This window comes from Archangium minus (genome assembly GCF_044360475.1).
GTDB lineage: Bacteria > Myxococcota > Myxococcia > Myxococcales > Myxococcaceae > Archangium > Archangium minus.
Genome location: NZ_CP043494.1, coordinates 10,440,391 through 10,454,647, shown reverse-complemented (window position 1 = coordinate 10,454,647; position 14,257 = coordinate 10,440,391). Strand labels below are relative to the sequence as shown.

At 68.1% G+C, this 14,257-nt stretch carries 12 protein-coding genes; 8 read left to right on the top strand and 4 right to left on the bottom strand.

What is annotated here, in order from left to right; translation table 11 throughout:
• Positions 1-86 precede the first annotated feature (86 nt).
• Positions 87-941 (top strand): EamA family transporter, encoded by an 855-nt coding sequence (locus tag F0U60_RS42785; protein WP_395808780.1) that lies wholly within the window; start codon positions 87-89, stop codon positions 939-941.
• A 74-nt stretch (positions 942-1,015) separates the two neighbouring features.
• Positions 1,016-1,468, top strand: a complete 453-nt coding sequence (locus tag F0U60_RS42780) for a hypothetical protein (protein WP_395808778.1) — start codon at positions 1,016-1,018, stop codon at positions 1,466-1,468.
• A gap of 66 nt (positions 1,469-1,534) precedes the next feature.
• Here F0U60_RS42780 and F0U60_RS42775 read toward each other — a convergent pair whose 3' ends face one another.
• Positions 1,535-2,782, bottom strand: a complete 1,248-nt coding sequence (locus tag F0U60_RS42775) for an AAA family ATPase (protein ID WP_395808776.1) — start codon at positions 2,780-2,782, stop codon at positions 1,535-1,537.
• Between the two features lie 214 nt (positions 2,783-2,996).
• Between F0U60_RS42775 and F0U60_RS42770 the strand changes: the two genes are divergently transcribed.
• The 6 genes from F0U60_RS42770 (at position 2,997) to F0U60_RS42745 (ending at position 11,746) form a co-directional block, all read left to right on the top strand.
• Complete coding sequence (locus tag F0U60_RS42770) at positions 2,997-5,243, top strand: cell-cell cohesion protein MtsF (RefSeq protein ID WP_395808774.1); 2,247 nt, start codon at positions 2,997-2,999, stop codon at positions 5,241-5,243.
• A 144-nt stretch (positions 5,244-5,387) separates the two neighbouring features.
• Positions 5,388-5,996, top strand: coding sequence for an MXAN_6652 family MXYO-CTERM-anchored protein (locus tag F0U60_RS42765; protein ID WP_395808772.1), 609 nt, complete (start codon positions 5,388-5,390; stop codon positions 5,994-5,996).
• Positions 5,997-6,099: 103 nt separating this feature from the next.
• Positions 6,100-7,119 carry a hypothetical protein gene (locus F0U60_RS42760; protein ID WP_395808770.1) on the top strand — a complete coding sequence of 340 codons (1,020 nt, stop codon included), beginning with the start codon at positions 6,100-6,102 and terminating at the stop codon, positions 7,117-7,119.
• Between the two features lie 29 nt (positions 7,120-7,148).
• Positions 7,149-8,948 (top strand): hypothetical protein, encoded by a 1,800-nt coding sequence (locus tag F0U60_RS42755; RefSeq protein ID WP_395808768.1) that lies wholly within the window; start codon positions 7,149-7,151, stop codon positions 8,946-8,948.
• 18 nt (positions 8,949-8,966) lie between these two features.
• Entirely contained in the window at positions 8,967-10,379 is a 1,413-nt protein-coding gene (locus F0U60_RS42750; RefSeq protein WP_395808766.1) for a DUF1501 domain-containing protein, read from the top strand.
• Positions 10,376-11,746: a hypothetical protein gene (locus F0U60_RS42745; RefSeq protein ID WP_395808764.1), complete on the top strand. Its 1,371-nt coding sequence runs from the start codon at positions 10,376-10,378 to the stop codon at positions 11,744-11,746. Before F0U60_RS42750 ends, F0U60_RS42745 begins: the two co-directional genes overlap by 4 nt.
• Positions 11,747-11,776: 30 nt before the next feature.
• Here the strand turns inward: F0U60_RS42745 and F0U60_RS42740 are convergent, their stop codons facing one another.
• The 3 genes from F0U60_RS42740 to F0U60_RS42730 are packed head-to-tail and all read right to left on the bottom strand — an operon-like array spanning position 11,777 to position 14,200.
• Positions 11,777-12,346: a hypothetical protein gene (locus F0U60_RS42740; protein ID WP_395808762.1), complete on the bottom strand. Its 570-nt coding sequence runs from the start codon at positions 12,344-12,346 to the stop codon at positions 11,777-11,779.
• The gene (locus F0U60_RS42735; RefSeq protein ID WP_395808760.1) at positions 12,343-13,677 is read right to left on the bottom strand and encodes an amidohydrolase; all 1,335 of its coding nucleotides are present in this window, start codon (positions 13,675-13,677) and stop codon (positions 12,343-12,345) included. Before F0U60_RS42735 ends, F0U60_RS42740 begins: the two co-directional genes overlap by 4 nt.
• Positions 13,678-13,708: 31 nt before the next feature.
• Positions 13,709-14,200, bottom strand: a complete 492-nt coding sequence (locus F0U60_RS42730; protein ID WP_395808758.1) for a MarR family winged helix-turn-helix transcriptional regulator — start codon at positions 14,198-14,200, stop codon at positions 13,709-13,711.
• Between the last annotated feature and the right edge of the window lie 57 nt (positions 14,201-14,257).

Genomic DNA, 14,257 nt, shown 5'->3' with positions numbered 1-14,257 from the left:
TAAATGCATATTTGAGGTGGAGCAGGCGGACAGGCGAGGGGTGGGGGTAGGGTGCGCCCGCCTCGCGCTCATCCCCTGGAGACTCGTTGAGCCCTGTTGCGCTGGTGTGGGTGTTGTCGTCCGCGTTCTTCCATGCGCTGTGGAACGCGCTCCTCAAGCGTCACGAGGACCCTGAGTCCGCCGTGGTGGGTGTCATCGCTGTCACCGTGGTGTGCGGAGGCCTGTGGGCACTCGGCCTCCAGGGCGCGGCCTTCCCCACGTCCGGGGCCTTGCTCTGGTCGATTGTGGCCGGCGTGCTGGAGAGCGGGTACCTCGTCACGCTCGCGCGGGCGCTGCGCCGGGCGCCGCTGGGGCTCGCGTACACGGTGTCTCGGGGTGGGGCGCTGTTGCTCGTGTGGCCCGTGTCCGTGCTGTGGTTGGGCGAGCAGCTCACACCCTGGTCCGTGGCCGGAGCGGCCTCCGTGGCCCTGGGCATGGCGGTGATGAACCTCGTGCTGCCTCGAGGCGCGGTGGGCGAGGGCGTGCTCTGGGCCCTCGTGTGTGCCGCGTGCATCGCTGGGTTCAACCTCAGCTACAAGCGGGCCCTGGGCGAGGGCGCGCAGCCTCCGGCTGTGTTCACCCTGTCGCTGGGGGTGGCCCTTCCCCTGCTCGTCCTCCTGCGCCGCCGGGAAGAGGCGGGTTGGGGCGTGCTGGTCCGCAAGGTGATGACTCGGCCCCTGCTGCTTGTGACCGCCGGCGTCCTCTGCACGCTGTCCTTTTCGTTACTGCTCGTCGCGCTCGTGAGCAGTGGGACCGGCGCCGTGCTCACCCTGCGCAATACGTCCATCGCGTTCGCGCTGGGGCTCGGGGCGCTCCAGGGCGAGCGGATGGGTCGGCGGCAGCTCGCCGGCGCCGGACTGGTGATGCTCGGGGCGGTGCTGTTGGGGTGGCCACGGACTTGAAACCGGGACTTCCCTCCATCCCCCTCTCCGTGCAAGCGTTCCTCCGGCGGAACAGCGAGAGCCCCCCTTCCTCAATGACTCAGTCTTCTTCGTGGCGTCGCCCAGGTTCGACGGGAGAGTTTCCCGCCCTTCCGAATCAGCTCTTCCGGAACGAGTATTTCTCCGTCTACGTCGATGAGCGGATGCGCCTCGTCCGCACCGTTCGCAGTGACAAGCCGTTCGCCTCGCTGACGGAGTTCGAACGCGTCTTCACGGAGCTCGGCGAGGCCCTGGATCGTCTGGACCGGCAGCGGTATGTGATCCTCGCCGACGTCCGGGCCGCCCCGGGCCGGAATGATCCCGACTTCGAAGCCGCCCTCCTTCGCATGCGCCCGCGCTGGCTCGGAGGCTTCCGAAAGGTGGGCGTGCTCGTCCAGACCACGGTCGGAGTGATGCAGATCCAGCGCTACGCCCGGCAGGATGGCATCAAACGCCTGGTGACGATCGACGAGGCGGAGATCCTCCGTTACTTCGCGCAGGCGGATTGAGTTCGGGGCTCCTGGGTGTAGACCCTCACCCCGGCCCTCTCCCAGAGGGAGAGGGAGCTTGCGTCTCTACTTGCGCTTCGTGCGGCCCGCGGCCTTGGGGGGGCGCTGCTTCTTCTCCGGCGCGGGTGGTTTCTGGCGCGGCGCGGGGCCCTTGGCGGGCTTGCCCTTCCTGTCGAAGAACGCGTCGAAGATCTCACTGCCTGTCAGCCACGACGGGGAGGCGGGCGCCTGGGCGACGTAGACGTTGCCCTCCTCGTCCAGACGGAGCACGAGCACTTCCTCCTGCTCCAGCCCCGGCAGCAGCATCGCGGAGTGGGTTGTGGCGACGAACTGGAGCCGGGGGAAGACCGTCTTCAGCGCGGGCACGAGCGCGGCCTGCCAACGCGGGTGCAGGTGCAGATCGAGCTCGTCCACCAGCACGAGCCCCTCCATCTTCTCCGGCGGCACCGGCTTGCCCGCCTCGAGCAGGATGTGGCCGATGAGGTCCGCGAGCCAGGCGATCGCTCCCTGGTACCCGTGGGACAGCCACGTGGCGGGAATCTGGATGCGCTTGCCGCCTTGCTCGAGCTCGAAGCGGTGGGCCTCCAGCAGATCCTGCCGGGTCCGCACGACGCCGTGGCTCTGGAGCTCCAGGTCCACGATGCCCGGCAGGAGGTTGCCTTGCAGGAGCACCTGCCGGAGCACTCGAGTGTAGGCCTTCGCTTGGGCTGGCTCGAAGAAGTCGGCGAAGCCCGTGGCGATCGGATTGCCCTGATCGAAGAGGTTCACCAGGCGCTGCTTGATGGGATCCGTGAGGCCCTCGCCTTGAATGGCATTGGGGCGGGGCAGGGCCCTCGCCGTGCCGTAGCCCGCGACGAACCACCCCGGCAACTGCGTGCGGCGCGCTTCACGGATGGGATCGAAGACCTGCGTGTGCTCGACGCCGACGTAGCGGGAGCTGCCGACGAGCTCGCGCCAGGTGTTCTTGGCCGCGATGGAGCTGCGCACGTAGGGCGGGAGCGAGTGCTTGTGCTCCAGGCCGGGGTAGCTCCGGGCCTTGTGTCCTTCTTGTCCGAAGGTGAACTCGGCGCCGATCAGCATCAGCTCGGTGGAGGGCTGGCGCCGGTCCGGCAAGGCGGTGACGTCCGCGAGCTCGCTGCCGAGGGAAGAGCCGCTCGCGGCGAGCGCGATGGCCTGGAGGATGGCTGTCTTGCCCAGCCCGTTCTCTCCGACGAAGACGGTCCATGGCCGGATCTCCCCATCCGAGCGGGTGAAGGAGATGGCGACATCCCTCAGGAGCTTGAGGTTCTGGAGCGTGAGGCTGCGCAGGTACATGCGGAGGGCCGGCGGGTGTGAACGGGGTCCGGCACCCACCATATCCTCAGCCGACCGACTTGTGGGCATCCGAGAGGACCTGGACCGTCCAGGTGTGGACCGCATGTTCGGCTTTCATCCTCCTGGCACATTTCCGTGCGCTTCGACGCGCAGACGCAGGCCCTTGCGCTCGCAGTGCGGGCTGGGCTCTACATCCTCGGCAGGAGACGCCCTGATGACCCTGCCCCCCCTCATCACCCGATTGCTGTCTCTTGTGCTGCTCGCCCTCACCGCCTGTCCCGGACGGGAACCGGCCGATTCCTGCAACACTCGCGAGGAAGCGCTGCGCTCGTCCGAGTGCCGGCTCACGCTCGGCCAGTCCTTGGAGCGTCATATCTCCTTCGAGGGCGACACCGACTGGTACAGCGTGCAACTGCCCGCGGACCTGGGGCCCCGCTCGTTGCTGCGCGTCACCGCCGGTTATGCTGCGCAGAGCACCGCGGTGAACCTGTCTGTCAGCCTCTTGCGCGAGGACGGCTCCGAGGTGGCACCGCGCCGGGTGGACGCGCATGGCGAGGGCCAGCCGAAGCCTGTCGAGTTCCTCGTCCCCTTCACCGAGTCGGGTGCGAAGCTGGTGCTCCTGCTCGGTGACGAGCCCTCCAACTCGAGCCGTCCCGGCTACGACTCGCGCAACCCGTACTCGCTCACGGTGGAGGTGCTGGAGAACCCGGACGCGAACGAGTCCAACGACACAGTGGACTCGGCCACACCCTTGGTGCTGACGAACCAGGGCGGTGTCCGGGTGGGCAGTGCCACCGGGTACCTGGCCACGGAGGGGGATGTGGACCGCTTCGCCTTCGACGTGCCGGTGGGGAAGATTGCCTACGTGCGAGTGACGGCGCCGAGCCTCGCTCCCCAGCCTCCGCCCGCTTACTTCCTGTCGTACAAGCTGATGCGCCCGGACGACAGTCCCGAGGCCGAGGGGCGCGTCCACTCCAACGAGTTGGCGGCGGACCTGGCCACCGCGCGCCGGGTGAAGGTGGCGGGGACGTGGCAGGTGCTGGTGCGGGCCTGGAACAGTGGCACCTCCAGCGCGCCGCCGCCCGGGGACATGCGCCTGCAATACACGGTGGAGGTGCGGGTGTTGGACGAGGGCGATCCGCAGGATGTCTCCGGTGACAACGACGAGCTGGCTCGGGCTCGCGTGGTGACTCTCAGCGGGAGCCCCGAGGCCTCCACGGCGAAGACGTCCTTCACCGGGCGCTTGGGCTCTGTGCCGGACCTGGACTGGTACGGGGTGGAGGTGCCGTCCTACAGCACCGCGCACTCCGTGCTGCATTACCGACTGGTGCCGCTGTCCTCGGGAGGCCGCTTCCCTGCGCTGCCCGAGCTTCCGGTCCGGCATGTGCGCGTCTTCACCGAAGTGACGGGCTTCTCGGCCGCCGATTGTGTCAGCAAGGCGGAGGCGTGCCCCAAGGGCAATGGCTATGGCTCGGACCCGAACGTGACACCGCTGGTGAATGGCTGGTGCAACAACAAGAGCACGCCGCTGTGCCTGCGCTCCTCGCGCGATGAGTCCGAGTCCTTCTCCTCCCTGCGCAACTTCGAAGGCGTGCTGCCGGTGCCGCCGCACACCTCCTCCGTGCGCTACTACTTCCTCGTTCAGGATGAGGGCTCGAACTGGGCGGACGACAGAGATTATCGCTTGGAGGTGGAGTGGCTGAGCGACGCGGACGAGACCGCGGGACCGCCTTCGTCGAAGATACTGGCCCGCGATGACGAAGCCCGGACCTTTCCCGCGCCCCCCACGGGCGTCGACTACGAGGTGAAGGGCTCCATCTCCTATGGCCTGGGCCAGCTCGTCGGCAATGATCCGACGAAGGGGCAGGGCGTGCGCGGCCCCGCGGACTACGACGCCGTGACCAGCGACGTGGACACCTTCACCTTCATTCTTCCCTCGGCCGAGTCGGTGGATCGCACCTGGGAGGTGCAGTGGGAGGTGGCTCACCTGCCCGACGGAGGCACGCCCCATGGGCTCTCATTGAACTTGACCCTTTGCGACGGGGAGCGAACGGACGGGAGCGGCTGTACGCAGGTGTCCACGGGGAGCGCGGGCGCGCCGCTGACGCTGGCGTACCGGGAGGAGCCGCTGCGCGCCTGGCACTCGCCGAGCGGCAGCCAGAGCGACCTACAGCCCCTGTACTCGCTGGAGCGGGGGCGCTCTTCCACCAAGGTGACGGTGCTGCCCTATGCCTGCGCCTGTCTGGCACCGCGCTTCCTTCGCGGCGGCGTCCTCAAGGTGGCCGTGAGCGGTGTGGATCGTACGGACTACGGAGCGGCTGACTACACGCTGCGCACCGCACATACCGGCTATCCGAAGACGTACTCCAGGCCCGACGGGAGCACCGCCTCCTGCCCGATAGGCGGGGTGAGCGCGGATGGCGGGACGGTGTCGGTCTGCGATTTCACCCGGCAGCCGTGAGTGCGTTGCGGGGCCGTTACTGTCATCGCGCCCTTCTTCGCTCTCACGGTTGGCGCCACTGTGGGACAGACGCGGTGTGTCAGGGGGGCATGGGAGGAAGGGGCGAAGCGAGTTAAAAAGAGAACCATCTCTCCTGGAGGTCGTATGAGGTTCCCGTCGTACGGTGCTGCTGGTGTGCTCTCGCTGTGCCTGCTGTCCTCCTCGGCCCTGGCCAACTCCGGCGGTATGACCGGTTACTCGGGCAAGACTTCACAGACGTGCACCATGTGCCACAGTGGTGGCACTGCGCCCACGGTTGAGATTTCGGGTCCCACGTCGCTCGAGGCGGGCGCGACGGGTCAGTACACGCTCATCATCCGTGGCCCTGGGCAGAAGGGGGGCTTCAACGTGGCCGTCGACAACACGGCGGCGTCGCTCGAGGCCGGCGAGGGCTCGAAGAAGGTGAGTGGCGAGCTCACCCACTCCGCGCCCAAGTCCGCGAGTGCTGGAGAGGTTCGCTTCCCGTTCACGCTCGTGGCTCCGCAGTCGGCGGGCACCGTCAAGATCTTCGGCGCTGGTAACTCCGTCAACGGCGACAACAACATCACCCTGGACGGGGTGGCGACCACGACGGCCAGTGTGACCATCACGGGCGGCGCGGGTAACGGTGATAACGATGACGAGGGCGGCTGCTCCTCCACCGGTGGTTCTCCGGTGATGCTGCTCTCCCTGATCGCGGGTGGCATGACGCTGCTCCGCCGTCGTCGCAACTGAGTCTGACGCGGTGCCTCCCTCCTTCCGTGTCCCCGTGAGACCGGGAGGAGGGGTGTTTTGGAGTAGACTGTCGCGGTCTGTTTCCCCTGCACCCGAGTCTCCCGTGCCGCTTCCCCTCCGCTCGCGCCACTTGTTCCCCTCGCTCCCTCGTGTCTGCTGCGGCTTCCTCTCCGCGCTGTTGGTGCTCGCCGCTCCGGTGAGCCAGGCCGCTCCGTCCAAGTCGTCCAAGACGTCGAAGTCGAAGAAGGCGAAGTCGAGCGCGTCCAAGAAGCCTTCCGCCCCGGAGCCAGCAGCCTCGCCTCCGGAGCCGGAGCCCGCGCCCGCGGTGGAAGCCAAGGCTGCTCCCGAGCCCGCCGCGGAGCCGAAGGCCACGGAGGAGCCTGCCCCCGTCGTGGCGTCCAAGCCGGCCCTGGAGGCGAAGGCCGCTCCGGCGCCCCGGTCCACTCCGGCGCCCCGGTCCGCTCCTGCGGCACGCGCTTCCTCGTCCGCGGCCTCGGCCACTCCGGGCCGGATGCGCATCGGTGTGGGGCCCGACCTCTTCCTGGAGAGCTCGCGGATGACTGGCTCACAGGGCATCAACACGTCGATCCGGGACGAGTCCTTCGACTACTCGAGCGCGGGCTTCCTGTCCGCCACGGCCTGGCTGACCACGCCGGTGCCCTCGGTGAGCGAGCGGCTGCGAGTGGGCGGTGGCCTGCGCATCTTCGGCAACTACGCCGCGGGAGGAGGCCGGCAGTTCGGCTTCGGCGTGCTGAACGAGGTGTTCGCCTCCGGAGAGTACGGCCTGCCGGTGGCCGACAAGACGGAGGTCGTCTTCGGGGGGCGCGCGGGGCTGTCCTTCCTGGTGCCCGGCCGTGAGTTCTCGGCGGAGATCAACCGGCTCCAGGAGCAGGGCGTGAGCGTGTGGAGCGTGCCGCGCGTGGGCTGGCTGTTGGGGCCTTCCGTCGGGGCGCGGCGGCGGATGTCTGAGCGCATCTGGCTGCGCGCGGATGTGCTCGCCCAGGCCGAGCAGCAGTACCTCTTCGCCACGAGCCAGGAGATCTCCGGGCTCGACTTCAGCAAGAACTGGAGCACCCTGGCCCTTCGTCTGGGCCTCTCCCTCGGAGCCGAGTTCTCGCTCTGAGCCCCCCCATCGTCTGTAGGGAGTCGCGCATGGCTGTGTTTCGTCCGCTCTTCCTCCCCGTGCTCGCGGTGCTGGCCGCGTGCCAGCCCACGTACACCTTCGATCCGGAGCAGGTGGCTACCGGTCCCGGGGGCATGGTGGGAAACGGGGAGCCCATCACGTCGGGCAACTTCACGGGTGGAGATGACGTGCTGCCCGAGGCGCGCCCGGTCTCGACGCTGCCCAATGACACGCGCCCGCCAGACTGTGACGCGGACTGCGTGGCGTACTGCAACGGGGCGGGCCTGCAGAACCCCGTCAACCGTGGGCTGTGCCGCAGCCTGTGGGGCGTGGGGCTGTCCCACCGTCCCGTCATCCAGGCCGAGGCCTGCCGTCGGCTCTTCGTGGACATGCTGGGGCGCGTGCCCACCGCGGACGAGGCCGAGTCCACGTGCTCGGGCGGGTGGGGCGCCACGGTGAAGCGGCTGATGGAGAGCGACGAGTTCATCCTCGTCCAGCAGCGCCGCGCCGCGGACCGCTTCCTCTATAGCAATGAGGTGACGAGCCTCCAGGCCATCTACGACATGGATCGGCTGGTGGCGAAGCTGTACCGCGGGCTGGTGCCGTATGACTTGTTCGCGGCGGTGGTGAGCGCCCATCCGGTGTTCACCCGCCGCTACGCGGACCCGGGCGACAAGGCCGAGGCGCTCTTCACCCAGTTCCTGGGCCGCCCGCCCTTCGAGCACGAGCGCGCGGACATGGCGCGCCTCTACAAGCTGTGGCACTCGGGCTACTACGACCATCCGCAGCTGGGCATGCGCCTGCCGGACGCCTTCATCCGCTTCCGCTGCCTGGATGACAACGGGGCCGTGGACGAGGTGTCCCGAGGCGAGTGCGCCAGCGTGCTCTGGGGCTACAACGAGGTCATCTTCACGCCGGACCTGCGCGCCGCGCGCGACCCGAACCTGAATGAGCTGTCGCTGTGGAGCGGCCTGCTCACCGGTGAGGAGTGGGCGAAGCTCCAGACGCCGGGCCGCATCCTCGCGCGCCAGCTGGACTTCTGGGAGCGCGCGGTGGACGACGTGCTCATGCAGTACCTGGGGTATGAGCTGTCCGCGAAGGTGCCCGAGGTGCGCGAGGAGCTGGTGCGCTGGGTGCTGCAGAACAACGGAGACATCCGCTCGGTGCACTACGCGGTGGCCACCTCCGCGGCCTACCTTCAGTCCGCCGAGGGGGCGTCGTCCAACGCCTACCGGTGGACGTACGGTCCGCTCAAGCAGGTGGATGCGGAGGTGTGGATTGATTCCATGGCTCGCAACACGGGCCTCGAGCTGCCCGGGTGCGACCACCGCATCAGCCAGCCGGAGGCGCTGCTGAATTCGGGCAGTATCGCCGCTTACCGGCTGCTGCAGGAGTCGCGCTGGAGGACGGACGACAAGGGCGAGATCGACGAGCGCTACTCGGAGGTGGCTCGCACCTTGGGCGGCTGTCCGGAGAACGTGGTGGGCGGACGCTTCCGCGTGGTGAGCATCCTCACCACGGCCACCCAGCTCTCCTTCGTGCAGACGCTGTGCAACCCCACGTTGGATCCCGCAGCGAAGGGCGCGGCGGCGGTGGAGAAGCTGCTGCCCGCGAGCGTGGGCCCGAGCCGCGCGGTGAACGCGGACGTGGCCGAGGAGATCGCCACCCACCAGTTCCGGCTGTTGCTCGGCCGCTCGCCGGATGACACGGAGCGGGCCGACGCCCGCGAGGCCGGTACGGCGTGCGCCCTCACCTTGTGCTCGGCGGAAGATTTCGCCCGGCCCTACTGCTTCGCGCTGCTGTCGAGCGCGGAGCGCGTCTTCTACTAGCCCACGGAGCCCTCACCCATGTCCGACTCCGATGACACGAAGTCCGCCACCTTCGGCCGCCGCCGGCTGCTGCAGGGGCTGGGCGCCGGTACCGCCGCGCTGGCCTTTCCCCACCTGTGGCTGCCGCGCGAGGCCCGTGCCCAGACGGCCGGGTACGGCACCGTGCGCCACCTCATCTACATTCGTCTGTCCGGCGGCTTCCGCTTCACCACCGCCTTCAACAGCGACGTGGACGACGAGTTCAACCCCTTCGGCAGCTCGAGCAAGCGCGCCTCCGGCACCGAGTGGGGGGTGGGCAAGCTGCTGGAGCGCGCGGCCTGGCTGGACGGGGAAGAAGGCAAGCCGCGCCGCGACCTGGGCATGAAGCCGGTGACGGACTTCACCAATGAAATCTGCGTACTGCCCTGCGTGGACCACGAGCCCTTCTCGGCGCGTGCGGATGGTGGCCATGGCACGGGCCTGGAGCGCTTCCTCACGGGCTACGTGGGTGGGGCCACTGGCTTCCTGACGTACGTCAACTACGGGGTGCGCGAGCGCGTGAAGGAAGCGGCCGCGAGGGGCATCACCCTGCTGCCGGCCTTCAGCCTGGGCGAGGCGGGCATGGCCACGGGCTCGCCCGAATACGCCACCTACCGGGCGCCGGTGCTGGAGGGCAGTGGCTTCCAGGGCTTCAGCGCGGACCCGGACTCGACCCTTCCGGAGTGGGCGCGCGCCGTCGCCACGAAGATGGACGCCCGCTTCAAGGACAGGCTCCACACGGCGCTGCGCGGGAGCGTGGAGACGTACCAGCAGACGCGCAAGGCCACGAGTGACTACGGGAAGATCTTCCGCGACCCGATGCTTCGGGTGAGCACCGACAGCAATGACGTGGTGGACGGCATCTCCAACAAGGAGCTGCGGACGCTGCTGGGCACGGACACCACGGGCCAGCGGGCGGCGCTCGCGCTGCGCCTCTTCCACTTCGGCTGCCCAGCGGTGTTCCTCAACCAGGGTGGCTACGACTTCCACTCGCGTGAGGACGCCGAGCTCCCGGGCGAGATGGAGGCAGCCAATCGGCTGGTGAGCGGTCTGCGCACGGCCCTCCAGAGAATGCAGCACCCCGAGGGCGGCTCCTATTGGGACAAGACGCTGGTGGTGCTCGGCAGCGAGTTCGGCCGCACCACGGGTGGCAGCCGCTTCAACTCCGCCAACGGCAGCGACCACGGCCCTGACCTGGCCACCCGGTGGATGTCCATGCCCTTCATGGGCGGCGTCATCTCCGCCGCGGGCAAGGGCGGCAAGAGCCTGGGCTCGGTGAACGCCTCGAACCTCAAGGCCACCGGCAAGGTGTACTCCTACCGCTCGGTGCTCAAGACGATGTTGGACCTGCTCGGTGCCGACCACCAGGGCATCTTCCCCGCGGACGCCCCCATCCAGGACTTCTTCGCATGAAGCGCTCCCTTCTCCTTGCCTCCCTCGGAGCCCTGACGCTGGCCTGTGGCTCCTCCGGCTCCAACACGGACAACCCGGGCTCCATCCCCTTCGATCCGAATCGCCCCACGCCGGGCACGTCCTCAGAGGTGGCGCCCTACACGGGCACGGACGCGGATGTGCTGGCGGCGCAGCTGGTGTACCCCACGGGGATCGACCTGCACCGCAAGCTGGTGATGCGCACGTGCAGCGGCAGCAATGGCGTGTGCCACAACCAGAAGGAGTACCCGGACCTGCACACGCCGGGCACCTTCGTGGCCTCCATCAACGCCCCGTGCAACGTGCAGTCTGGAAACCCGACGGGCGTGTTCGACCGGTGCGAGCGCCTGGGTGACCGCTTCCGCTTCGCCGAGCAGTCCTTCCGGGAGATCGAAATCGGCTGGTTCGAGCTCATCCCTGGCGAGACGCAGCTCGACAACGGGGCGCGGCCGGACGCCGGCACCGTGGGCCTGCACCTGTACCTGCACGATCCCGTGCCTGTGAAGGAGGATCGCCTCACCGCCACCGGTACCTTCATTCGCACCTTCGTCAACGACCAGGGCAACGTGCAGGATCTGGCCTTCGCCAGCTACAACACGACCTGGTGGGTGCTCGGCGATGACAGGCGCCACCTCTTCGCCCAGGTGAACGAGAACCAGCGCGACACCGTGGAGGGCCTGGTGGCCAGCGGCATCGTGCAGGGCGACCAGAACCGCAACGGCACCTATGGTGCGCGCGTCCCTGGCAATACCGTGCCGCTCATCAAGCCGGGCAAGCCCGAGGAGAGCTACCTGGTGGCGCGCCTGCGTGGGTACATGCTCGACCAGACGGTCCCCGGTACGCGCATGCCGCTGGCCAACCAGCCGCCGAACGTGCCGGACATGCTGGCGCTGATGTGCTTCATCGAGGGGCTCGACTCGAACGCCGCGCAGTGGAGCCTGTCCTCGTCCATCGACTACAACAAGTGCACGTACTCGAAGAACCCGTCGGCCCTGAGCCTCGCGGGCTCCGGTGACACGTGGAGCGGGCGCGTGCTGCCCATCCTCCAGTCGAACTGCGGCGGCTGCCACGGGGGTGACAGTCCGCAAGGCGGGCTGAACCTGCTCGGCACCTCCCATGAGGTCTACGAGCGTCTGGTGCTGAAGCCCTCGAGCCAGGTCCCCGGGCGCAATCTCATCCAGCCGGGCAGCCCGGAGACGAGCTACCTGTACCAGAAGATCTCAGGCGACGGCAGCATCAGCGGCAGCCGCATGCCCATCAACCCGCTCAACGGGAACGCCCCGCTGGCCACGGCCGATCTCGACTCCATCTACAACTGGATCAAGTCCGCTGGAGCCGTGGAGAACTGAGGACGAGGAGGCGTCCGTGGGCGAGTGTTCTCAACGCCCGCGGACGTTCCCTCCGAGCGCCAGGGCCGAGCCGACGAAGGGCAGCACCCGCTTGTATCCCGGGGGTGGAGGCAGCTCGGTGGTGCTGGCTGTGCCGAGCTGTGAAATGCCCTCGGGGATGAGCCGCGCCAGGTTCCAGGTCCTGCCCCGGTGCGTGAAGTCCACGCTGGAGCGCAGCGCCGCCGAGAACAGGTTGCTCGCGAGCGGCCCCACCGACGTGCTCACCGCGGTGTAGAGGCGCTCGAAGGTGGCGATGGGCTCGCCCTGGGAGAAGGTCTCTGGGCGCGAGAAGTCTCCGCGCGGCTCATGCTGGAGGTACAGCGTGAAGGTGCCGGTGGCGTCGAGCGACACCGAGAGGTCGCCGTTCTGGAGCGTCTGGACGGTGAAGGGCGTGGAGCGGAAGGTGAAGAAGGCCGTGGCTTCGCCTGGAGAGCCGTCGAAGAGGGGCTCGATGCCACCGAGGTGCGCGAAGTAGCCCAGGTCCTGCACCTTGCCGTCGTTCGACTCGTAGATGCGCCCGATGGCGTACCAGGCGACGCCGGCAATGGGATGGAAGTTCATGGCTGGTAGCGCTGGATGCGGGACTCTGGCACGCGCTGGGCCAGGCGCTCCATGGTCTTCGCCACTTCGGTGAGGACGCGCTCCTTGTCGAGGGTGAGCAGGCGGCGCTCGCGCATGATGACGCGACCATCGACCATGACGGTGTGCACGTCGCTGGCGCGGGCGCTGTACACCAGCCCGGCCAGGAGGTTGTGGGGTGGCTGCCAGTGGGCTCCTCGGATGTCCACGAGGAGGATGTCCGCCTGGTAGCCGGGCGCGAGCACTCCCAGTCGATCGCCCATTCCCAGCGCGGCCGCGCTGCCTCGCGTGGCGATGTCGAGCGCCTCATGGATGGGCATCACCTCGGGGTCGAGTGCCTCATGCTTCTGCAGCAGGGCCATGAGGCGCAGGCTCTCGAAGATGTCGAGGGTGTTGTTGCTGACCGCGCCGTCAGTGGCCAGGCCCACCGCGACACCGGACTTGCGCAAGGCTCGGATGGGGGCGATGCCCATGACCAGCTTGAGATAGGTCTTGGGCGCATGGGCGATGCTCACGTTCGCTTGATGGCGGGCGAGCAGCTCGAGGTCCTGAGGCAGCAGGCCGCAGCCATGCGCGATGAGGGTGGGCACGTCGAGGATGCCAGTGTCCCGGAGCACCTGGATGGGCGTGAGCCCCCGCTTCTGCACGCTGGCGAGCGTCTGGTTCATCACCTCGGCGGCGTGGATGTGGATGCCGATCCCCAGCCGCGCGGCGTGCTCGGCCGATGCGCGCAGGAAGCCATCATCGCAGGTATAGGGCGCATGTGGCGCCATGCAGGTGGTGATGCGGCCGCCAGCACCCCCCTTCCAGCGCTCGGCGAAGGCGGCGGTCTCGGCGAGCGCTTCGTGGCCACGGCTGGAGAACACAGCCCATCCGAGATGTCCTCGGGTGCCGGCCTCCTCAACCGCCTGGGCGACCCGGTCCATGAAGAAGTAGTGGTCCGCCACGGTGGTGACGCCCCCCTCGATCATCTCGATGAGGCCCAGCTGCGCACCCCAGTAGACGTCCTCCTCGGTGAGGTTGCTCTCCAGCGGCCAGATGAACTCGTTGAACCAGCGCTCGAGGGGCACGTCCTCGGCCAGCCCTCGGAAGAGCACCATGGGGACGTGGGCGTGCGTGTTGATGAGCCCGGGCATGGCAAGCATCCGGTTCCCCTCGAGGACGGTGACGCCGGGCTCCATCGGGCTCCCGGTGGGGCGGAGCTCCGTGATGCGGTTGCCGCGAATCAGGATGTCTTGGTGGCGGGCGAGGGTGAGCGAGCCGCTTGGGTCCGGTACGAGCGCGTGACAGTCGCGTATGCAGGTATCCGTCATCGAAGGGATCCTCCGGGGCTGTGGGCGCCGTTCATGTTCCGGTCTTCAGCCGGGTAGAGACATGCTGCAGCACCTGCGTGGTGCGATCCATGAAGTCACGGATCGTTTCCAACTGGGGGACACTGTAGTTCGACGTGACCTCGGTCATCGAGTGGGCCAGCTCCTCCATCGCCTGGCCGATGTCGCGTTCCATCTTCGGGCTGGAGATGGGTTGGAGGATGACCTTCCTGCGGTCATTCGGGTCCCGCTCTCGCCGGACGAGTCCCGCCCGTTCGAGCCGGTCCAGCACCAGCGTCGTTGCCGCGGTCGACATCCCGGTCAGCTCCGCGAGTCGGCCCGCGGTCATCGGACCGGACTCGTTCAAGATGGCTACACACTTGAAGTCGGTGACGTTCATCCCGAGCCGCTCGGCCAGCGCTGAATGGAACAGCACCACAGCGCCGCTGAACGTATTGGCGAGTCTGTCGCAGAGCTCCTGCTCCAACCTGACGCGCTTGGTCTTCCCGGATGTATCGGCTGGCATGGCTTGACCTTAGCTCAGAGGGTTGATATCTAAAAAACTTAGCTAATTCGATGAGTG

Coding starts and splice junctions, on each gene's coding strand:
- F0U60_RS42750 (WP_395808766.1), top strand. CDS start 8,967: ATGTCCGACTCCGATGACACGAAGTCCGCCACCTTCGGCCGCCGCCGG.
- F0U60_RS42755 (WP_395808768.1), top strand. CDS start 7,149: ATGGCTGTGTTTCGTCCGCTCTTCCTCCCCGTGCTCGCGGTGCTGGCC.
- F0U60_RS42740 (WP_395808762.1), bottom strand. CDS start 12,346: ATGAACTTCCATCCCATTGCCGGCGTCGCCTGGTACGCCATCGGGCGC.
- F0U60_RS42775 (WP_395808776.1), bottom strand. CDS start 2,782: ATGTACCTGCGCAGCCTCACGCTCCAGAACCTCAAGCTCCTGAGGGAT.
- F0U60_RS42735 (WP_395808760.1), bottom strand. CDS start 13,677: ATGACGGATACCTGCATACGCGACTGTCACGCGCTCGTACCGGACCCA.
- F0U60_RS42730 (WP_395808758.1), bottom strand. CDS start 14,200: ATGCCAGCCGATACATCCGGGAAGACCAAGCGCGTCAGGTTGGAGCAG.
- F0U60_RS42745 (WP_395808764.1), top strand. CDS start 10,376: ATGAAGCGCTCCCTTCTCCTTGCCTCCCTCGGAGCCCTGACGCTGGCC.
- F0U60_RS42780 (WP_395808778.1), top strand. CDS start 1,016: ATGACTCAGTCTTCTTCGTGGCGTCGCCCAGGTTCGACGGGAGAGTTT.
- F0U60_RS42765 (WP_395808772.1), top strand. CDS start 5,388: ATGAGGTTCCCGTCGTACGGTGCTGCTGGTGTGCTCTCGCTGTGCCTG.
- F0U60_RS42770 (WP_395808774.1), top strand. CDS start 2,997: ATGACCCTGCCCCCCCTCATCACCCGATTGCTGTCTCTTGTGCTGCTC.